Annotated in this window: 25 protein-coding genes; 18 read left to right on the top strand and 7 right to left on the bottom strand. The window is 43.8% G+C overall.

The window, feature by feature from the left end; all coding sequences use genetic code 11:
- Positions 1–19: 19 nt before the first annotated feature.
- The 3 genes from CHL1_RS17605 to CHL1_RS17595 all read left to right on the top strand — a co-directional run bounded on the left by CHL1_RS17605 (position 20) and on the right by CHL1_RS17595 (position 2,095).
- A complete protein-coding gene (locus tag CHL1_RS17605) occupies positions 20–559 on the top strand; it encodes a PadR family transcriptional regulator (RefSeq protein ID WP_070370700.1) in 540 nt (179 codons plus the stop codon).
- 81 nt (positions 560–640) lie between these two features.
- Positions 641–1,357 carry an ABC transporter ATP-binding protein gene (locus tag CHL1_RS17600; protein ID WP_070370701.1) on the top strand — a complete coding sequence of 239 codons (717 nt, stop codon included), beginning with the start codon at positions 641–643 and terminating at the stop codon, positions 1,355–1,357.
- Positions 1,358–1,375: 18 nt separating this feature from the next.
- Complete coding sequence (locus tag CHL1_RS17595) at positions 1,376–2,095, top strand: ABC transporter permease (RefSeq protein ID WP_070370702.1); 720 nt, start codon at positions 1,376–1,378, stop codon at positions 2,093–2,095.
- A 214-nt stretch (positions 2,096–2,309) separates the two neighbouring features.
- Here CHL1_RS17595 and CHL1_RS17590 read toward each other — a convergent pair whose 3' ends face one another.
- The gene (locus CHL1_RS17590) at positions 2,310–3,359 is read right to left on the bottom strand and encodes a phospholipase D-like domain-containing protein (RefSeq protein ID WP_250934215.1); all 1,050 of its coding nucleotides are present in this window, start codon (positions 3,357–3,359) and stop codon (positions 2,310–2,312) included.
- Positions 3,360–3,652: 293 nt separating this feature from the next.
- Here CHL1_RS17590 and CHL1_RS17585 point away from each other — a divergent pair, with 293 nt between their 5' ends.
- The 8 genes from CHL1_RS17585 (at position 3,653) to CHL1_RS17550 (ending at position 11,021) form a co-directional block, all read left to right on the top strand.
- Positions 3,653–4,183 carry a prolyl-tRNA synthetase associated domain-containing protein gene (locus tag CHL1_RS17585; protein ID WP_250934214.1) on the top strand — a complete coding sequence of 177 codons (531 nt, stop codon included), beginning with the start codon at positions 3,653–3,655 and terminating at the stop codon, positions 4,181–4,183.
- A gap of 129 nt (positions 4,184–4,312) precedes the next feature.
- A complete protein-coding gene (locus CHL1_RS17580; RefSeq protein ID WP_250934213.1) occupies positions 4,313–5,905 on the top strand; it encodes a histidine kinase N-terminal 7TM domain-containing diguanylate cyclase in 1,593 nt (530 codons plus the stop codon).
- A 220-nt stretch (positions 5,906–6,125) separates the two neighbouring features.
- Entirely contained in the window at positions 6,126–6,827 is a 702-nt protein-coding gene (locus tag CHL1_RS17575) for a response regulator transcription factor (protein WP_070370705.1), read from the top strand.
- A complete protein-coding gene (locus CHL1_RS17570) occupies positions 6,824–8,224 on the top strand; it encodes a sensor histidine kinase (RefSeq protein WP_250934212.1) in 1,401 nt (466 codons plus the stop codon). Before CHL1_RS17575 ends, CHL1_RS17570 begins: the two co-directional genes overlap by 4 nt.
- Before the next feature lie 122 nt (positions 8,225–8,346).
- Entirely contained in the window at positions 8,347–9,552 is a 1,206-nt protein-coding gene (locus CHL1_RS17565; protein ID WP_250934211.1) for an alpha/beta fold hydrolase, read from the top strand.
- Positions 9,553–9,722: 170 nt separating this feature from the next.
- Positions 9,723–10,034 carry an RNA polymerase sigma factor gene (locus tag CHL1_RS17560; RefSeq protein ID WP_250934210.1) on the top strand — a complete coding sequence of 104 codons (312 nt, stop codon included), beginning with the start codon at positions 9,723–9,725 and terminating at the stop codon, positions 10,032–10,034.
- A gap of 4 nt (positions 10,035–10,038) precedes the next feature.
- Positions 10,039–10,512, top strand: coding sequence for an RNA polymerase sigma factor (locus CHL1_RS17555; protein WP_338078326.1), 474 nt, complete (start codon positions 10,039–10,041; stop codon positions 10,510–10,512).
- 77 nt (positions 10,513–10,589) lie between these two features.
- Positions 10,590–11,021: a DUF3795 domain-containing protein gene (locus CHL1_RS17550; RefSeq protein ID WP_070370709.1), complete on the top strand. Its 432-nt coding sequence runs from the start codon at positions 10,590–10,592 to the stop codon at positions 11,019–11,021.
- 103 nt (positions 11,022–11,124) lie between these two features.
- Here the strand turns inward: CHL1_RS17550 and CHL1_RS17545 are convergent, their stop codons facing one another.
- Genes CHL1_RS17545 through CHL1_RS17530 form a run of 4 tightly spaced genes read right to left on the bottom strand, consistent with a single transcriptional unit; the run spans position 11,125 to position 12,649 of the window.
- On the bottom strand, positions 11,125–11,484 hold the full coding sequence (locus tag CHL1_RS17545) for a phage holin family protein (RefSeq protein ID WP_250934208.1): 360 nt from the start codon (positions 11,482–11,484) through the stop codon (positions 11,125–11,127).
- Positions 11,485–11,501: 17 nt separating this feature from the next.
- Positions 11,502–11,816 carry a hypothetical protein gene (locus CHL1_RS17540; protein ID WP_250934207.1) on the bottom strand — a complete coding sequence of 105 codons (315 nt, stop codon included), beginning with the start codon at positions 11,814–11,816 and terminating at the stop codon, positions 11,502–11,504.
- Positions 11,806–12,243 carry an SHOCT-like domain-containing protein gene (locus CHL1_RS17535; protein ID WP_250934206.1) on the bottom strand — a complete coding sequence of 146 codons (438 nt, stop codon included), beginning with the start codon at positions 12,241–12,243 and terminating at the stop codon, positions 11,806–11,808. The genes CHL1_RS17540 and CHL1_RS17535 overlap by 11 nt, the downstream gene beginning before the upstream one ends.
- A gap of 16 nt (positions 12,244–12,259) precedes the next feature.
- Complete coding sequence (locus CHL1_RS17530; RefSeq protein ID WP_070370713.1) at positions 12,260–12,649, bottom strand: DUF2089 domain-containing protein; 390 nt, start codon at positions 12,647–12,649, stop codon at positions 12,260–12,262.
- A gap of 432 nt (positions 12,650–13,081) precedes the next feature.
- Here CHL1_RS17530 and CHL1_RS17525 point away from each other — a divergent pair, with 432 nt between their 5' ends.
- Both CHL1_RS17525 and CHL1_RS17520 read left to right on the top strand, forming a co-directional pair.
- Positions 13,082–13,828, top strand: coding sequence for an alpha/beta fold hydrolase (locus CHL1_RS17525; protein WP_070370714.1), 747 nt, complete (start codon positions 13,082–13,084; stop codon positions 13,826–13,828).
- 18 nt (positions 13,829–13,846) lie between these two features.
- A complete protein-coding gene (locus CHL1_RS17520; RefSeq protein ID WP_070370715.1) occupies positions 13,847–14,623 on the top strand; it encodes an EFR1 family ferrodoxin in 777 nt (258 codons plus the stop codon).
- A gap of 90 nt (positions 14,624–14,713) precedes the next feature.
- Here CHL1_RS17520 and CHL1_RS17515 read toward each other — a convergent pair whose 3' ends face one another.
- Positions 14,714–15,298, bottom strand: a complete 585-nt coding sequence (locus tag CHL1_RS17515; protein ID WP_250934205.1) for a LysE family transporter — start codon at positions 15,296–15,298, stop codon at positions 14,714–14,716.
- 107 nt (positions 15,299–15,405) lie between these two features.
- Between CHL1_RS17515 and CHL1_RS17510 the strand changes: the two genes are divergently transcribed.
- The 3 genes from CHL1_RS17510 to CHL1_RS17500 all read left to right on the top strand — a co-directional run bounded on the left by CHL1_RS17510 (position 15,406) and on the right by CHL1_RS17500 (position 17,801).
- Complete coding sequence (locus tag CHL1_RS17510) at positions 15,406–15,960, top strand: helix-turn-helix domain-containing protein (protein WP_070370717.1); 555 nt, start codon at positions 15,406–15,408, stop codon at positions 15,958–15,960.
- 110 nt (positions 15,961–16,070) lie between these two features.
- Positions 16,071–16,895 carry a pentapeptide repeat-containing protein gene (locus CHL1_RS17505; protein WP_250934204.1) on the top strand — a complete coding sequence of 275 codons (825 nt, stop codon included), beginning with the start codon at positions 16,071–16,073 and terminating at the stop codon, positions 16,893–16,895.
- A 99-nt stretch (positions 16,896–16,994) separates the two neighbouring features.
- Positions 16,995–17,801 (top strand): MBL fold metallo-hydrolase, encoded by an 807-nt coding sequence (locus tag CHL1_RS17500; RefSeq protein ID WP_070370718.1) that lies wholly within the window; start codon positions 16,995–16,997, stop codon positions 17,799–17,801.
- Positions 17,802–17,821: 20 nt separating this feature from the next.
- Here CHL1_RS17500 and CHL1_RS17495 read toward each other — a convergent pair whose 3' ends face one another.
- A complete protein-coding gene (locus CHL1_RS17495) occupies positions 17,822–18,691 on the bottom strand; it encodes a DMT family transporter (protein WP_070370719.1) in 870 nt (289 codons plus the stop codon).
- Between the two features lie 261 nt (positions 18,692–18,952).
- On the opposite strand from CHL1_RS17495, the gene CHL1_RS17490 reads away from it, so the two are divergent.
- Both CHL1_RS17490 and CHL1_RS17485 read left to right on the top strand, forming a co-directional pair.
- Positions 18,953–19,819 carry a LysR family transcriptional regulator gene (locus CHL1_RS17490; RefSeq protein WP_070371025.1) on the top strand — a complete coding sequence of 289 codons (867 nt, stop codon included), beginning with the start codon at positions 18,953–18,955 and terminating at the stop codon, positions 19,817–19,819.
- 117 nt (positions 19,820–19,936) lie between these two features.
- Positions 19,937–20,086, top strand: coding sequence for a hypothetical protein (locus tag CHL1_RS17485; RefSeq protein WP_175440916.1), 150 nt, complete (start codon positions 19,937–19,939; stop codon positions 20,084–20,086).
- The last annotated feature ends 4 nt before the right edge of the window (positions 20,087–20,090 follow it).

The raw sequence follows: 20,090 nt of genomic DNA, 5'->3' as shown, positions 1-20,090 counted from the left end.
GAGTATTGGAGGGATTAATATGACAAGGATCCTTGTTTTAGGACTTCTCGATGTTCAGCCGATGTCCGGTTATGATATTCAGCAGATGCTGCGGATCTCTGATGCCGAACGTTGGGGGGGCGTTTTGATCGGTTCAATTTATCACGCTTTAAAGAAAATGGAAAAAGAAAATCTGGTCGAAATCGAACGGATTGAACAGACCGGGAATCGCCAAAAAGCAGTATATCGGATCACTGACGATGGCCGTGCACACCTGACGCAGTTGATTGCCGATTCGCTGGGGCACCCCTCGGTTCATTACCCATCCGGTTTGTATTCAGGATTGTCATTTATTGAGAAGTTGCCGGTTGAGGTGGCATTAAAGGCCTTAAAGCGTCAGCTTAACAATTTGACGGCCGAGCAGGAAGCTCTGGAAAGCGGTCTCAGACTCAAAGAAATCGCCATGCATCAGAATATCCCACCGATGACCACCCTGATTTTTGACAGCATGTTTGCGATTGTCAAACAACAGCAGGATTTGGTGGAAAATGCCATTAAGCTGCTGGAATCAAAGGACTGAAAATTCTCCCTTAAGATTAAGGGAGAAAAAAATACCCTCATACTCAACATTGAATATACAAATAGAAGTAAGGAGAAAACCATGAATTTAATTGAAGCAAAGGGATTAACAAAAAAATTTCAGGATAAAGTGGTGATTAAAGGTTTGGATATGGTTATCGGCCAAGGGGAGATTGTAGCTCTGATTGGCCCCAATGGGGTTGGCAAATCGACGACGATTGCCATGCTTTTGGGAATTCTGTCGCCGGATCAGGGATCGATTACCTATTGGCGAACCGATTATCAACAGCATCTGGCCGTTCAGCTTCAAACAACGCCATTTTTTGAAGGCTATTCAGCCCGGGAGAATCTGGCTTTGTTCAGTGCTCTGTATCGAATCAGGCTTAGTGAGGCCGAGTTGCAGAACCGGTTGGAAGCCTGTCAACTCGGGGATACCGGAAATACTCCGGCGATCCGATTGTCACTGGGTCAGCAAAAACGACTGGCCCTGGCAGTGACGACTGTCCATCAGCCCACGTTGATCGTTCTTGATGAACCCACCGCCGGACTTGATCCCCGGGCCAGTCATGAAATTCGGGAGCTGATTCGCCAGATGGTCAACAATAATCAGACGGTTTTGTTTTCCTCTCACGATATGGAAGAAGTGGAAACCCTGGCTGATCGCATTATTTTTATGAACAATGGTCAAATCATTGCCGAAGGAGCCCCGAAACAACTGATTACCGAAAACGGCGTTGCCAATCTTGATGAACTGTATTTGAAATTAACCCAAACACCGGCTGTTCAGCCGATCAATTAGAAAGAGAAGGTGTTTAATATGAATACTATTTTTATGCTGTCCCTCAAATCGGCCCTGCGGGAACCGTTTTTACTGTTCTGGTCGATTGCGGTGCCGATTGCCGGGACCCTCATTTTAGGCTATCTGGTTCATCAACCCGACTATGCGATCCGCATCACAACGGCGATGATGGCCATGGGGATTTTGTTTTATGGTTTGACGACCACTGTGTTTTCACTGCTGGCACAGCGTCGTCGGGGCGTCTTTCAGCTGCTCAAAGTTACCCCGTTGCCCTTATCTGCTTTTGTTGTCAGTACCTCCGGGGCGGGTACGCTGGTTTCATTGATTTGCGGCCTGTTGGTTCTGACGGTTGGCAGTTTGGCTTTTCAGATTGGCCTTTCCCCAGAAGCGCTACTGATGACCGGGCTGGTCTGTCTGGTGGCAGGGATGGGCTATGTTTTGCTCAGCTTTTTTGTCTCCCGTCTTTGCCGAACCGAAGCGCAAACTAGCATTACCGCAAATCTTATTTCGATGAGTCTGCTGTTGCTCAGTGACGCTTTTTATTCCCTTGATGCGGCCCCGGCCATTGTTATTCAGCTTAGCCGATTCAATCCCTTCCAATGGTTTCTAAACGGTCTGCGGGGTGCTCTCCTTCGGGATTATCTGCAATGGCGCTTCAGTTTGTTCGTGCTGGCTGGTTTTCTTGGGTTGGCCTTATTACTGGCGATCTGGTCATTGAAAGCCAATGATCAGCGTTGACAAAATCGCAACGCAATAACATGCGTAACCGTCAGGATTGATGGTTGAGTGATAAAGCAATGGCATAGAGACAATGGATAAAGCTGATCTGAAACAGTGGTCATGTAGCAGTAGTAATTCCCCCTGGATTGGCAAAAGCAGTCGGTTTGTTGATCGTTGCTGAGTGCTTAACCAGAAGGCCGGATCTAAAAAGATCCGGCCTTCTGGTTGTTTTTTAGTATGCAGGGGCTTCTTGAAAATCTTGAATTAGTGTGGCTGTCAGACCATCGACGATGTCCTTCTTTTGGGTGATAATGCCCACATTCCGATCCGCATTGGTACTGGTCGTGGTAAAATTGGTGCTGCCAATATAGACCGTTTCATTATTCACCGAAATGGCCTTGGATTGAATGTAGATGGGCGCATTTTGTGGAAAGAGACGGACATTGACGCCACCAGCCTTTAGGGTATCGAATCCGGCGGTAAACTCACCGGTATTGGTCATGGTAAAATTAACCGTTACGCCCCGCTTGACCGCCTCGATGAGGGCGTTCTCCAGAACCGTGCTATCAAGCTGCTCGGTTTCAACATAGAGGGTGGTGCCGGGTCGGGCAGCCTCAATCAGCTCGGTAAATTGTTTCTCGGCGCCGGGGGACCAGACCAGTTCAGAGCCTTCCGGAACATCGCCAGCCACAGGAGCGACAGTGTTATTGGTATAATCCGCCTCAAAGGTGGTGGAAACCCCTGCCACGGTGGCCGGATTGTCAGTGATCACCACGTAGTCGCGGAGAATCGGATAATATTGGGCGACCAGATTGCAGTTCATGATAGCCACTTTCTGATTGTCCACCACGATGCTTTTTTGATGCCATAAAACACCGTCCCAGGAATAGACAACGTGAACCCCGTTAGCCGATAAATTATCATAGGCTGGCTGATTCATTCCCACCGTGCCACCATCCGATGCATTGGAATTCAGCAGGACCCGGACATTGACTCCCCGTTGCGCCGCTGCAATCAAAGCCGCTTCAGCATTGGAATCGATCAATGCATACATGGTCATATCAATGCTCTTATTGGCGGAATCGATGAAATCATAAATCTTCTGATAGCCATCATCCGGCAGGGTAATGAGGGTGTAAGTTGGCGTGGCAGGGGGTTCGGACTTGCTCTCTGTTTTTGGGTTGCTGCATCCCAGTAGCAATCCTCCCATGAGAATCCCGGTTACGAACAATGTTGATAGTTTCAGGAAAAACGTTTTTTTGGAACATAGTCTATTAGCCATTGTGATCATATCTCCTTATCATAATGAATCGTTTTCATTATATAACGAATCTGCGTTTAAACTCAAGATTAATCATAAAATCACAAGGAAACAATATGGGATCAGTGATAAAGGCGAGAAGATCCTGTGGTGCTAATAAAAGTTGATAAAATAGATCTGCAGAATTGCAGAAGGTGGATGACAGGCGTATAATGAAAATAATGGGCAAGGAAGCTTTTGGTGCTAAAAGATACATAGTTAGAGTGAATCGGAGGGAGTAATAATGGATAAATTTTATGGTGGTGAGATGGATATTGTTACGATCAGTCATGAAAACCTGGTGGGTGATCAGTATGCCGGTTAAAAAACAAGAGGTGTTGAAATTATTGGATGATTCGGGCATTTGCTATGAATCCCTTGCACATGAAGCGGTATATACGATTGATGAAATGAAGAAATTGGGATTACCGCATGCCAATTGCATTGCGAAGAATTTGTTTGTCCGGGATGATAAGAAAAAACACTATTATTTGATTTCTGTTTGCGAAGAAAAGCTCGTTAGCCTTAAGAAGTTCCAGGAAATAATTGGCTCACGGCGGCTTAGTTTTGCTTCCGAAAAGGATTTGAATGAAATTCTGGGACTGCAGAAAGGCTCGGTAACACCATTTGGTGTCTTAAACGACAAGGATAAAAGAGTCCAAGTATTTATCGATGAATTCTTTCGCAATCGTTTGATCGGCATTCATCCAAATGAAAATACGATGACAGTCTGGCTGAAAACAGAGGCGCTAATTGAGCTGATTAAAAGCCATAGCAGTTCGGTTGCGGTGATTAACCTCGGATAAGCAATCGAAAAAGAACGCAGCGTTCTATGCGTTTCACAGGCGCCGTTTTTTCGGCCAGAAAATAAAATGGGTTTGATATTTAAGCTGGTCGCCCAAAGAAAATCATCCACACTGAGGGTGGGATATGATATGATAAGCGCACAGAAGTATTTTCACAATAACGGGGTAGCTTTAATGATTGGTTACAATCTAATCAATATTTATTTTTTTGTGATGCTGTTTACTGCAATTTACTGGGCGGTCCATATCAAGTCAGTTAATAGCACTGGTTATGCAACGTTTATGCTGGCGTTGAGCTTTGCGATTGGTATCTACATATTTGGTTATGCCATGGAACTCAATTCCAATACCGAAGCCCAGATCCTCTTCTGGAACCAGTTTGAGTATTTGGGGATTCCGTTTGTTTCAGCCTTCTGGTTAACCGCCGGATTAATGTATACCGGTCACTTTGCCCGACACCGGGTGTTACTGAGTCTGTTTATCTATGTCATTCCGGTAATAACCATGGTGTTGCGATTAACCAACGATTATCATCATCTCTATTTTGCCACGGTTGATTTCGTATATCAGGGCGACAAACTTTTGTTAAACCGAATTTACGGGCCGTGGATGTTTGTCCAGAGTATCCATTCCATGCTGATGATTGTTATTACCCTGGGGCTGTTTTTTGTGTATTTTATGAAAAACCGGGAGCAGAAGATCGGGAAGATTCGGCTGATTGTGATTGCGTCCATCACGGCAACAATCGGATTGCTGCTTTCATATTTCAAACCCTTCGGATTTATCATCGACTATATGGCGATCTGTCTGCCCTTAACCTGCCTGATGGTGGTTATCGCTATTTGGAAGTATGATTTTCTGTCGGCCAAGGCTCGGGCCCGGAGTAAGGCTTTTGAGTCCAACCGGGACGCCATCCTGCTGGTCAGCCAGCAAAATATCATCATCGATTACAACAAAATGGCCAGTCAGCTTTTGGGAGAACTGGGTATTTCCTTGACCGAAGGGGATCTGGATCTGGTCTTTCAGTCGGCACCGGCTTTTCTGGAAACGCTGAAAAACGGGGCGGATTCCACCTTGAAATGGGGCATGGAACCAACAGAACGGATCTATGAAATCAGTACCCGCAGCATTGACAGCAATCACTTATCCCAGGGATGGATCAAAACGATCCGTGATGTGACGGAAGCCTATGAATGGAATAAACGTCTGAAGCGCATGGCCATGGTGGATGAACTCAGCGGATTGAATAACCGGCGGGCTTTTATGCAAAAAGGCGAACGTATTATACAGGAAGTGAATCAAAAGAAAGATTCACTGCATTTGTTGATGATGGATCTGGATCATTTTAAAAATATCAATGATCAGTTTGGACACTTAAACGGCGATCGGGTCATTAATCACATCGGTAAAGCCCTAAAAACCCATTATCATGCAAACAGTCTGATTGCAAGGTTGGGTGGGGAAGAGTTTGCGGTGTTATTAACCGGGTTTGGCGATGCGGAAATTAAAGAAAAAACAACCCGTTTTTTAACCGAGTTTTCGAATCATTCGTATCATGATCGGGATAAAACCTTTCATGTCACCGTCAGTATCGGTATTGCGAAGAAAAATGAGCTGGGCCAAACCCTCAATGCGCTCATTAATATGGCAGATAAAGCGCTTTATCAGGCCAAGGACAATGGTCGTAACTGTGTAGTTGAGTTCACGAGTGAGTCCTTGTGATAAAAGTATCGGACACAAATTAACGCAGCTGTAGAAAAATATAAAAACATCAGTCTTGAAAATAGGGGAGGTGATTAACCTCGGATAAACAAAACGTCCCCAGGTTTCAGGCGTCATATAAATTAGGTGCTACTGCAATACAGTAGGCTTGTTGCAGAAACTTTGATGACAATTTGGCTTAATCAAACAGTCGGGTAAAAGATGGAGGAGGGGCTGGTCAATGATGATTTTAGTAGCTGACGATGAGAATGATATTCGCAACTTATTAAAAATTAGCCTTGAAGAAAATGGATACACGGTTGTTACGGCAGAAAATGGGAAGCAGGCCATGGAGATGATTGAGAATCGACCAATCGATCTGGCCATATTGGATGTGATGATGCCAATTTTGGATGGTTTTAACCTGCTGCGAAAAATACGTGAAACAAGCACCATTCCGGTGATCTTTCTGACGGCCAGAACGGATGAAATGGATAAGATTTTGGGACTGGGACTGGGAGCGGATGATTATCTGGCTAAACCCTTTTCGATTGCTGAGCTGCTTGCCCGGGTCAGTGCCCAACTACGCCGAAGCAATGAGTATCGTGAGCCCTCGGCACCTACAGTAGCATTACTTACTTACGAGGAATTAACGATCGACACGGAAAGCTGTTGCGTGCATAAAGCTGGAAATCCCATTGAACTAGGCGCAAAGGAGTACAAATTACTGCGCTATTTTATGGAAAATCCGGAGCGGGTTTTTACAAAGCAACAGCTTTACGATGCGATCTGGGATGAAGCCTTTTACTACAATGATAATACCGTGATGGTTCATATCAGTCGACTGCGTAATAAAATTGAGGATGATCCGCAAAAACCGGAATATCTGAAAACCATTCGGGGCATTGGTTATAAACTTCACTATATACGGCCAAAACGATGATAAAAAAGATCTCAAATCAGTTTCTTTCCAGTTATCTGTTTGTATTTCTGCTGACAACAATGGTTACAACTCTGGCAGTGGTACTTTTGTCTTTCGCAAGCGGATTGATCGAGGGGCGGCTTGTCAAGGAGCGATATCCGGCAAGGGCCATCATTAAGGAGGATTATACCCAGATCGACGCATCGGCAGTGGTTAAGAATGGCGGTGGGGTGCAGGTTGTCAATAAGGACTACCAGGTGGTTTATTCAGAGGGGCTTGATACCATTGGCAAAAGTCAGCTAAGTGCTGAGGAGTTCACGGCATTTCTGATGGAAAGTTCTGACCAACCCTATCACTACGATATTGTTTATCAGCCCCAGGGGGAGTATTGGCTGATTGTGACATTTCCGACTTCCATTCGCCTGAGTTTTTCTGTGGTGCATAATCCGGCGGCGGTTCCCGATGATATGGCAATGGCAAGTAAAGTGATTGCCGCCATCAGTCTGATTTATCTGACCATCTTAGCCTTATTGGCGTCCGGGTACTCACGTTTCATGGCAGCGCAAATCACCGAACCGCTTCATCAGCTCAGCGAAGGAACCCGGCTTTTACGGGCAGGGGATTATAGTGCCCGGGTCGATTTAAAATTAAAGAATGAATTTGCCAATCTGCAAGAGACCTTTAATGACATGGCCGCCCGGATCGAGCAAGAAATGACCTTGCGAAAAAAATCGGAAAATGACAGACGGCGTCTGATCCTTGATATTTCACATGATCTGAAGAATCCGTTGGCCAGCATCCAGGGATATACCGAGCTTTGTATGAAGAAAAAGGATTTGTCGGAGCAAGAACGAAGGGAGTATCTGCAGGCCATTTATCAAAATAGTCACAGAGCGAATCTTTTGCTTGCCGATCTGTTTGAGCTTTCGCAGATGGACAGCCCCCAGTTTTTGCTCAAACCGGTAGAAACTGAAGTTTGCGAGTATCTCCGTCAGATTTGTGGAGCCCTGATCCCACCGCTTGAACAGGCGGGATTCCAATACGAATTTGATATCCCCGAAAAAAACATCCTGGTAAGACTGGATCCACCGCGTTTTAGCCGGATTTTTCAAAATCTTACCGATAACGCAGTGCGCTACAATAGGCCGGGAACCGTCATATCGGTGTCGCTGCGGGAAGAAAAGGCTGATGTCGTTATTTGTTTTGCCGATGATGGCTGCGGAATTCCTAATCATCTGGTTGAAGATATTTTTAAACCCTTTGTGAGGGTTGATGACGCACGCAATTCTAAAACAGGTGGAAGTGGCCTGGGCCTTGCCATTGCAAAAAAAATTGCCCGGGCGCATCAAGGTGATTTGACGCTGGACATTAAGTACAACAACGGCAGCGCATTTATGATTAGGATTCCGAAGATTTAAGGTAAATTTATGATTCTAAACAGCTTTATGACAGAGCGACCTGATATGATAGCGTCGTCCTGAAAGTAAAGCTGTTTTTTATTTGTCAGGACAATCAAAAGAAGCGAAATCAGGAGAAAAAAATGATACAAACAACAGGATTTTTGATATTGACGCTTTTGGTCGCCGCTGCTTTGGCAGCAATGCTGATTTTTGGACTACAGGTACTCGTTGCCTGCTGGCGAAAAAAGCCCCAGACAAAGCAAGTTGCCCACTTAAAAAGGGCTGCACAATGCCTGGCTGCTGTGTGTGTTGTTAATCTGGCGCTGGTTGTATTTACGCAATTGACCGCTTCGACACCACCAATCACGGATGAAAATGGCAAGACCATAAAAAACAGTATCGCCGAGCTAAAAGAAGTGGAGTTAAATGGACGTCGACAGTGGATTAGTATCAGAGGCTGGGATAAAAACAAACCGGTTTTGCTGTTTTTGGCAGGTGGACCCGGCGGGACGCAGATGGCAGCGGTGCGGCATGAACTCTCAGAACTGGAAAAATACTTTGTTGTTGTCAATTGGGATCAGCCCGGTTCCGGTAAATCTTATGGTGCTGAAAAGATAGATAAGATTACGGTTCAAACCTATATGGATGACGGCTATGCGCTGACTGAATACTTGAAAGAGCGGTTTGCACAGGAAAAAATTTATCTCATGGGCGAGTCATGGGGAAGCGCCCTGGGGATTTTTTTAATCAAAGCATTTCCCCAGTCATACCACGCATTTATTGGGACCGGCCAGATGATCGATTTTTCTGAAACGGAACGGCTGGATTACCAGAAGGCCATGGAAATCGCCCATGAAAAGGGGAATGAAAAAATGGTTGAGAAACTGAAGAAGAATGGCATGCCTCCCTATTATGGCGATAATATTACCTGGAAAAGTGCAGTCTATCTAAACTATCTGAGTGCTTATATGGCAAGTAACCCGGCCATAGACAATCCCGGATATAATACCCTTCGTGATATTGGTGCTTCCGAATATGGGCTTGTTGATAAAATAAATTATGTTCGCGGGATCATTAATACCTTTAATAACGTTTATCAGCAGCTTTATGAGATCGATCTAAGAACCGATTATAATAAACTGGAGGTGCCGGTTTATTTCTTTTTGGGCCGTCATGATGTCAATGCGCCGACGGTGCTGGTTGAAGAATACCTACAGGTATTGCAAGCCCCTGAAAAGGACATTATCTGGTTTGAGCATTCTGGTCACAGTCCCTGGATCAACGAACGAGACCGGTTTGTTGAACAGGTGATTAGCACTTTTTTAGCAATTAATCCGGAGGCGTAAGAAAAAAATAAGCAGAGCTTTTTAAAGATAACCGGTAGCTGTTTATTTTATGTAGCTTTAATTAAATGATTGAACCAGCAGGATTGATTTTTTGTTGATAAAGCAATAAAATAGAGATAATGGAACGGTAAAAAAACAGGGGGTTTGTTTCCGACGGAAACAGTGTGATCATGATGAGTAACAATTCGTATGACGTTAATCTGCAAATGGAACTGGAAAACCTGATCATACAGGATTATCATAAGCTATATTCCTGCGCATTCAGAATGATCGGCAATCATCAGGATACCGAGGATGTGCTGCAGAATTCGTTTTTACTGGCATATAAAAATCTAAGCACATTCAGAAGCGAGTCAAAATTATTCACCTGGTTATACCGGATTCTCATAAACGAGAGCTACAAGCATTTCAACTATATAAACAAGCTGCCACTAGTTAAAATTACTGAGGATTTAGGGGTTAGCGAACAAGAATTTTTTTGACAGCATCGAATACACCGATAATTTTGACGATGATCTGGTTATTGATGAATTGCGAGAAAAATGTCTGCAGGCTTTTTTAAAATGCCTGCCCAAAAAACAGCGGGTCTGTTTTTTACTAAAAACCTGTACTGGTCTCAAAAACAAAGAAATTGCCGAAATCCTTAATATGTCAGTTGAAAACGTCAAGGTGACCCTGTTTAGAGGGAGAAAACAACTGCAGGAATTATTTGAAATGCGGTGCAGTCTGATTGACCCCGAAAAACCATGTAAATGCCAGCTCTGGATAAAGTTCATGAAAGACCACAGCCTCCCGCTGCCGGCTGGCTATCAGCAGATAAAAACCGACGAACTGCGGAAAACCCATTTTAAGAATTTGTCATTACTGGAGAAAATCGACTACTTGTATACTGTTGATCAAAAATATGATCAAAAAGAAATTTCTGACAAAATAAAAAAAATTGCGGCAAATATTGTGTAACCTTTTTTAAAAACCGGTATCTAAATTAATATAGGGCAAAAGAATTGCAAAAATAATTATTTGGAGGATATCGATTTATGAATGAAAAAATTGTTGCACCATGCGGGATTGATTGCTTTAATTGTGAAATGTACGCAGAGAATGTTACCCCTGAATTCCAGGAAAGACTGTCAGGGACAACGAAGATACCGGCCGAAAAAATAACCTGTGCTGGCTGTACGGATGGGAATATCTGTCTGCTTTTGAAGATGCAGGGGAAAAGCTGCAAAACCCTGGATTGTGTTAAACAAAAGGGTGTTGACTATTGCTTCAATTGTACCGATTTTCCCTGTCTTTATCTGATGCCGCTGGCCGATGGGGCGGGAAAATTTCCCCAGAATATCAAGCTATATAACCTCTGCCAGATAAAAAAAATTGGCCTCGACAATTGGGTTTTGCAGGCGGCAGAGATCAGACATACCTATTTTACCAAGAAAATTGCCATCGGTGAGGGCGGCAGCACGGAGTGATTCGTTCTTGGCGGAGCGGCGCTTCCGATAAACAGCATCGGATAGGGCAATAAGGGCCGGATGCGATTGCAAACATCTTTGTGATCGCATCAGACCCTTTCTTTTATTTATGATAACTGGCTTTTTTTATCGACATTCCAATGAATACCTGATTAAAGCAAACAATGATGAAAGCGGCGAGGAGTGAATAAAGAAAGCCATCGATATGGATATTGGAGACAAAAGAGTCGGCAATCATGATTGTCCAGGCATTGACAATCAGGCTGAATAAGCCCAGAGTCAGCAGATTCAAAGGCAGCGTGATCAGCAAAAGAATCGGCTTTATGATCAAATTGACGATCAGCAGTACCAGGCCCATAGCCAGCAGCGCTGGAATGCTGCCGATCCAAATGGTTGGGAAGACCAGGGACAGCAAATAAATAGTCAGGATAATTGACAGATATTTAAGAAACAGTTTTGTCATCGTAACCTCCTCAATAACTATTTGACTCGGATTGAAAGCTGGACTTCATCGGTGCGGATATCAATTAGATCATAGGGTTCATCATCGTTTAAGGCCCGTAAAAGCGCCATCACATCAAGCACCAGTTCTTTCATTAAGTGGACAGAGATCTGAGAAGATGAACCGCCAGTGGATCTTTGGGGGATAAATAAACAGGCAATCGACAAAAGATCAAGACAGCAGTCGAGTAATTCTTCAATAATATACAGTTGGATGGGGAAGGGCATTTTTATGAACCGTTTGTCCTTTAGCTGAAGGCGAATCCATAAGCAGCGAAATCCCCTAATCGACATAGACCCGTACCTTGATCATCGACTGACTGCTTTCATCCCAGGCTTCGACATTAATGATGTTGGGTTCGTCAAGGGTGCCATTAATGATCTCTTCAATGATTTTGGCAAAGTCAATGCTGGAAAAATCAATCCCTTTGGCTTCCATGTCCTGGCGGGCATCCGGGGGAACCATGGCAGTCATGCGGTCGGCCATTTCACCGATGGTGGTCAGTAGCCGGATCGGGATATTGACGTTGACATTAACCGTATTATTGTCCGAGGTCACTTTGATTCTAAAAAATTTGTAATCGTGTTTAAGGCCGACAACAGCCTGTACCGGGATTACTTCGTTCGCCGTATTCAGTGCTTCAAGCAGCTCCATCGCTTCGGCAGCGGTAATCTGCCCTTTTTCAATCATTTCCAGGATACGTTGTTGTTCACTCATCATTAAATCTCCCTTTTCTTCATAAATTTTTAAGACGTTCTGTTGCTTCTTTTGAAGAAATCTCACCTTTTGACAGTTGATCGAGAATTTCGTTTCGGGTCGCAGTAATGGCCGCCTTCTCTTTAATCAATTCTTTCGATGGTACCTCGTAGCCGAGACCTTTAATCACCGTGTCCAATTTACCACGAACTGTTGGATAGGAAATTCCCAGTTCTTTTTCAACATCCTTGATGTTCCCCCGACACTTAATGAATACCTTAATAAATTCCAGATCGTCATCGGGTAGGCGACAGAATTCGCAGGGGTGGAAATCACCTTCGATGGTGGTGGTACATTTTGGGCAGTTTAATTTGGTTATCGAAAGTTTTTCACCGCAGACAGGGCATTTTCCCGGAGCTTTGTACTTCATAAGTTTCACCAGTCCTCTGATTTATTTGATTATAATATACTGCGAATAATTAAATATGTCAATATAAATATTAAAATAATTAATTTTTAAATTGATAATATTAATTTACGATTAATAAATATGACAATCCCAGCGGTAGCTGGAAATACCGGCTGGTTTTGGCTGGCAATGACAAAGCGTGATCTGGTCTTGTATCAAAAAGCATGATATGATAATCTTAAAAAATGCGGCTGGTTAAAGAAGCGATAGCCAAACCGCTTGGCAGTTTTTATGGTGTGGCCGGTCGATGGATTTGTCAAGCGGCTTGCTGGAATAGTGCAGGTCATCGATTCTGGTGCCTGTTGCGTCCAGTCGCTACCTGACCCGCTTTTTTGCGTGATTGGGAAAATAGCATCGTAAATAGGAGATTAGTTTAAATAAAGGAGCAGGCAATTGTATTTTGATGAATATGGTAACAGTGAAAAAGCAACCATTGTATTTCTGCATGGGGCAGCCTTGACCGACACCTTCAGTAACCAGTATATTTTTAAACAGGACTATCATCTGGTTGTTCCCCATCTTTATGGATCGGGGCGGGAAGTAGAAGAACGTTATGAACCGCAAAAGACAATTGCGGCCTTAGTTGATTTAATCCGATCTTTAAATAAAAAACCGGTTATACTCGTTGGTCACTCGTTGGGCGGTGAACTGGCCGTGGCTTTGGTATCACAGTATCAGGAGCTTTTTGAGCGGGCCGTGTTTTTAAGTCCCTGGGTGTGCGCTACCCAAAAATCCATTGATCGCTTTGTGCGGCTGGGGATCTGGACACAACGGACCTCCAGGCTGTCAGGACTACTGCGGCTGCAGGCAAAATATTGGCATTTGTCCAAGGTTCAGGAGGATTTTCTGGTTGACTACACCAAAAAAATTACCCCCGAACAGTATGTGGCCTGGTTTAAGGATCGAATTTTTCTTGATGAACAAGCAAATTATGCAAAGGTGAAAATTCCCATGCTGGCAGTTTGTGGTGAAAAAGAATTCAGTGAGATTAAAACGTCGGTTGTTGAGCTGGGTAACCGCAATCAGAAGTGTCAGACGCTTTTTTTAAAAGGGGGGCGACATGATTTTCCGCTGCGAATGCCAGCGGTGTTAAATCCGCTGCTGAGCGAATTTTTTAGCTGTGGCAGAATAGAAAAGTAAAGCCGACGAGGAGGGTTAATGGTTACTATATATTTTTCAGGCACCGGAAATTCCCGATACATTGCCGAGCGTTTTTCAGAGAAAACGAAGGCCGCCTGTTTTTCGATTGAAGAGGTGATTGATTTTGGTGAAGTATTGACAACGACAAACACCGTCGCGGTCTGCTACCCGATCTATGGTTCCTGTGTTCCACGTATTTTGCGGGATTTTATTATCGCCCATCAAAGCTGTTTTGAGGGCAAAAAGCTGATAATTTTTTGTACGCAGCTGATGTTCTCGGGTGATGGAGCCCGGATCTTTACCGATCTGCTGGATGGTGTTGCAGTGGAAATTTTATATGCGGAGCATTTCAATATGCCCAACAACATTTGCAATCTGCCGATTTTTCCGGTGCAGGACAATAAAAAAATCAACCGCTATCTTAGTAAAGCAGAAGCAAAACTAGAGCGGGTCGGCAGGGATTTAAGCAGCGGCATTGTTAAAAAACGGGGTTTTAATGTTTTGTCCCAATATAGTGGGTACTTGTTACAGCGCCGTTCCTTTGTGAGGCTTGAGAAAAAAGCAGAAAAAGATGTAAAAATTAGTGCCGCCTGTACTGTCTGCGGTAAATGTATAAAAATCTGCCCGATGCAAAATTTGAAGCAGGTAGACAGCGGGATTTTGCAAAACGGTCAATGTACCCTTTGTTATCGCTGCGTCAACCAGTGTCCGCAACAAGCAATTACGGTCTTGTTGCATGCCCCGGTTAAAAAACAATATCCGGGAATTCACCAGTTGTACAGCGACGATTTTTGATTACGAATACCGAAGGCGTTAAATTTATGACACCATGGTTTTTATAGAAACGGAGGAATAGACATCATTGACAAATTCTAACTGCCTTCACTACTCAAAAAACAAAGAAGCAGCGCAATAAACCAGAAGCAGGGCTAGTATGGTATTGGTGAGCCGGGCATGTTTTGAGAAAAGCGTCTGTAAGAGAGCGCCAAAGAAGGCCCAGCACAGGGTAAAGGAAAAGCCAATCAGCGACAGCACGCCAGAAAAAAAGACCAGCATAGGAAAATCATGAGAAAAATAAGGGAGGATGTAGACTTCCATGGAGATCAGGCAATAGAGATAAATTTTAGGATTGATAAACTGCAGCAAGAAACCGCTGACGAAGCTGCTTTTGGTCAGACTTTCCTTGATTTCAGATGAACTTTGATACGTTTTATAAGCTAGAAACAGCATGTAGAGAGCCCCGATGATCACCATCGGGGTTTTAATCATGGGAAGCATGGATGAAAGCATTGTGAAAAAGAAGGTGCATATTAACATCACCACTGAAAATCCAAAGAAAACACCGAAATTGAAAGGGAGGGCCTGTTTGAATCCTGATTGCCGGGCAATGGACATGGACATCAGGTTATTGGGGCCTGGTGTGACAGCCGTTACCACTGCATAGGTTAAAAAATTGAAAAAACTGAACATCGAATTGACCTCCTAAGAATATGATGGTATATTAAATTTAAAGTACACTATACAAGAATTCAATATATTGTACTTTAAGTTTAATATATTGTCAATAGGAGGTTTTTTTGGACATCACTTTAATTATTGGAAAAAATATCAAGGAGATACGGGAAGCTAAGAAGCTGACTCTGGATGCCGCAGCCCGGGAAACCGGAGTTTCCCGGAGTATGTTGGCCCAGATAGAAAAGGGGGATGTGAATCCAACGATTTCGGTGCTGTGGAAAATTGCCAACGGTTATAAAACATCCTTTTCATCTTTATTAAATTTACAATCGGAAGAGACCATGGTGATCCTGGCTCAATCGGTTACACCACTGGTGGAAGACGATGGAAAATACATCAATTATCCTGTTTTTCCTTTTGATGAAAAAAAGTTGTTTGAGACCTACCGTATTGAAATTGTTGAAAATGGGCAGATGTCTGCCCAACCCCACATTCAGGGAACCGAAGAATACGTCACAGTTTTTGAAGGGGCGGTGGAGATTTCTGTCGGGGCAGAAACCTTTCGGCTGGAAAAAGGAGATTCAATTCGGTTTAAAGCCGATGTTCCTCATGCCTATCGAAACATGGGGATAACCACGGCCAGTCTTAGTATGATTATTTATTATTCAGAGAACTGAGATCGAACCAAGATAGACAAAAATATAGCATCGGATGGATGTATCAAAAATGATTAATAGTCTGGTCAGGATGAATCAAATAATAGAAACAATGAACCGGTGGTGAGAGAATGACAAACAGTGAAATGATGGATAAAGTGGCCGATTTGCAGAAGGCCCTTCGCATTGACTGCGAAAAATGCTGCGGCTTGTGTTGTGTCGCTCTATATTGTATGAAAACCGATGGATTCCCAGAGAATAAAGCAGCGGGGGTGCCCTGTCGGCATCTGCGTTCAGATTTTCGTTGTGATATCCATGACCGTTTGGCAGAGCAAAAGATGAAAGGGTGTCTGGGCTACGACTGCTTTGGCGCCGGTCAGAAAGTGACTCAAAAGATGGGTGAAGATGGGAATTGGAAAACCAATCCTCAAAAAGCAAAGGAGCAGTTTCAGACCTTTACGGTGGTGTTTCAGCTCCATCAAATGGCCTGGTACCTGCTGGAAGCCCGGGAGATAAGCTCTGATCAGAAGCAACAAACAGAGATCACAGCTTTGATTGTAGAGAATGAGCAGCTGACCGCGGAAGCAGCGGATGCAATTTTAAATACGGATGTGGCGGCTTATCGGGAAAAGGTTAATGGTGTGCTTAAACAAATCAGCCGTCAGGTGGCGGGGCTGCCCGATGATAAAAAGGCATCCAAAGATTTTTTTGGCAAGAATTTGAGCAGTAAAAATTTTGACGGCAAGGATTTCAGTATGGCCCTGATGATTGCTGCCAATCTGGAAGGGGCCAGCCTGCGGGGAAGCAATTTTTTGGGTGCAGATCTTCGTGACGCAAACATCAAAAATACGGATTTAAGCAAGAGTCTGTTTTTAACCCAGATGCAGATTAACGCAGCCAGCGGAAATACAGAAACAAAACTACCTAAAAACCTGGTGCGGCCTTTGCACTGGTAGCGGTGAGGCAACGGATCATCATCAATAGTGGTATGGTGATCAGCAGAAATAAAAGCAAACCCAAATGGGAGGGCTTATGTAATTGAATCGGGAGAAGAGATGAAATTAACAGTATTAGTTGATAACTATACTTATATCGACCAGTATTTTCTGGGCGAGCCGGCGTTGAGTTTTTATATTGAAGAGGAGGGGCAGAAAATTCTGTTTGATACCGGATATTCTGACGTTTTGATTCACAATGCTAAAAAATTGGGAATTGATTTGAATCAGCTGGATACCATTGTATTGTCCCATGGGCATAATGATCATACCGGTGGATTAGCATATCTGGTAAATCAGATGAGTCTCCAAAACACAAAGCTGGTAGCCCATCTCCTTTGTTTTAATCAAAAACAGGATGAAGGTGAAGCAATTGGTTCACCACTATCACGGCAGCAGCTCGATCAGTGCTGCCAATTGTCATTAACAAATAAGCCTACCTGGCTGAGTGAGAAGCTTCTGTTTCTGGGGGAAATTCCCCGGCGGTTTGGTTTTGAAGGACAGCAGTCAATCGGAATGAGCTGTGAAAATGATCAATGGAGCGAGGATGCCGTTTTGGATGATTCGGCGCTGGTCTATCAGAGTGAGACGGGACTAGTTATTATCACTGGCTGTTCCCACAGTGGTATCTGCAATATTATTGAGTATGCCAAAGAAATCTGTCAGGATCAGCGGATTAATGGGGTGATTGGCGGTTTTCATCTTTTTGAACTGGATGAACAATTGTTTAAGACCCAGGCATATTTTGCCGAGAATCAGGTCAAAAGCCTTTATCCCTGCCATTGTGTTTCTTTTGCGGTAAAAGCAAAATTAAATGAAACGATCACTGTTGCGGAAGTCGGCGTGGGATTATCCTTAATGTGGTGATATAACCGAAAAGAACAGAATTAATCAATACAGCGACTACAACGGAAGCGCCCTTCGGCAAAGATAGCTCCGCCAATCACCAAAATGGCACCAAGCATCTGAATCGGCTCAAGAATTTCGCCCAAAAATAGAACTGAGAAGAAAACGGCAGACAGCGGTTCAAGGTATCCCAGAATGGCGACTGACTGAACCGGCAGATGATCAATTGAAGAAAAGTACAGATAACAGCCGATGCCGGTATTAAGCAGCCCCAGAATCAGGATAAACGGCCAATTAGCAGGAGTAACGTCAATAAGAAAGCCCTGGCGCAAACCCACAAAAAGGGCGACAGTTAAAAAACTGAGCAGCAGTTGCAGCGTGGCGTTGCGCATCCCGGTGATGCTGACCGCTTTTTTATTAAAGATTACCATCAGTGCATACATGATTGCCGACATTCCGCCACAAAAAAGCCCCCAGGTGGTTTTGCCATCGCTGATCGCCTGAATATTAATGAGTAGTATCCCGCATAGAACCACCACAAAGCCAATCACTTTGGGACGGGTAAACCGCTCCTCAAACAGCAGAGGAGAGAGCATCATCACAATCACCGGGCCGCAATAGTAGGCCAGTGAGGCAATGCTGACACCAATCTGCTGATACGCCTCATAAAGGAACATCCAGCTTGTACCCATGGCGATGCCGGAAATAACCAGATAAAAAAGATGCAACCGGTTCTGGTTAAGATCAAACTTCTGGTCAGATCGTTTAAACAAAATGACCAAGAGTAAACTGCCAATTAAGGTGCGCAAGAAGACAATTTCATAACTGGAAAGGGAAATGAAACTGGCAACAATGCCGTTTGTTCCAAACAGTAGCAGGGCTAGAAGATAGTTTAAGTAAGCTTGTGTCATAGCGTAAAACCTCCATTTAAAAAAGGGTTCCGGCACTGCGGCCATGAATGATATCATATAAGATTTAGGGATTTCTACCATTGGTTGGAGTAATATATTGGGGGGCATGATGAATAAATATCGCTTATAAAAAACATTGTGTATTATTCCTTTATTTCTTGAAATTTTGATAGTGAAAATATATCATAAATAAAAGAAGAGCAAAAGCGAATGTTTTGCATAGTTAGCATGATAAAAACAGATGAATGAGAGTAAATGCATATGGATACAAATATTCTAAAATACATGGCCTTTATCAGGACGGTGGAGTATGGCAGTTTTACCAAGGCAGCTGAGATATTGCATTATTCCCAATCTGGGATTAGCCGGATGATTAATGATCTGGAAAAAGAGTGGAGGGTATCACTTTTAGAAAGAAGTCGGGCCGGAGTGCGGCTCACATCCGATGGACAGCAATTGCTGCCTTATGCTAAAAGTGTATGTGATGAATATTGGAAGCTACAGACAAAAATAGAGGCAATAAACGGATTGGAATCGGGGTTGATTCGGATTGGCACCTTTTCCAGCGTGGCAACCCACTGGCTACCCAATATTATTAAAGCGTTTCAAAAGGACTATCCCAATATTGACTATGAACTGCTGTTGGGTGATTATACCGAAATTGAAGAGTGGATTCTGGATGGGCGGGTGGATTGTGGGTTTCTAAGACTGCCCACGCATCCTGAGTTGGAAACGATCTTTTTAGAACAGGATCAACTCATGGTGATCTTACCGGAGACCCATCCGTTGGTCGAATGTGAGCGTTTTCCGGTGACGGCGTTGTGCAATGATCCCTTTATGTTGCTGGAAAAAGGCGCTAAAGCAGAGGTGACTGAAATCTTTGAGCGTTGTGGGTTGTCGCCAAAGGTACGTTTTACCACCTGGGATGATTACGCCATCATGTCGATGGTAGAGAGTGGATTGGGGATCAGCATTCTACCGGAATTGATTTTAAAGCGAGTTCCCTATCGAATTGTCGCAAAGATACTGGATGTTCCAGCATATCGCAATATTGGGCTGGCTTTTCGGGATAAAAAGGCAATTTCCCTGGCAGGGTTGCGTTTTATCGACTATTTGCCACACCGCTAAAAAGCTGTGTGGATGACGCAGTTATCTGGGTTAAGCTCAAGGGTTGATTTTTTTAGGATAAACCAATAGAATAGAGATAATGAAAAAAAGCTGTGGAAACAGAAAGGAAACAATCACATGAAAATGAGCAAGGAAGATAAGATCCGGATTTTGATCGATGCTCTTGATGCGGTGATGGTAATTCCCAACCATATCGAAGAGTCGGTTCGGGATGCATTGCGCAATGCCCTCAGAACCATTGAAAAACAAGAAGAAGCCAATGATTAGGAGA

It is taken from the genome of Acetobacterium wieringae, assembly GCF_023700225.1.
Taxonomy (GTDB): Bacteria; Bacillota; Clostridia; order Eubacteriales; family Eubacteriaceae; genus Acetobacterium; species Acetobacterium wieringae.
The sequence above is the reverse complement of the archived record's forward strand: the minus strand, read 5'-3'. Positions and strand labels throughout refer to the sequence as shown.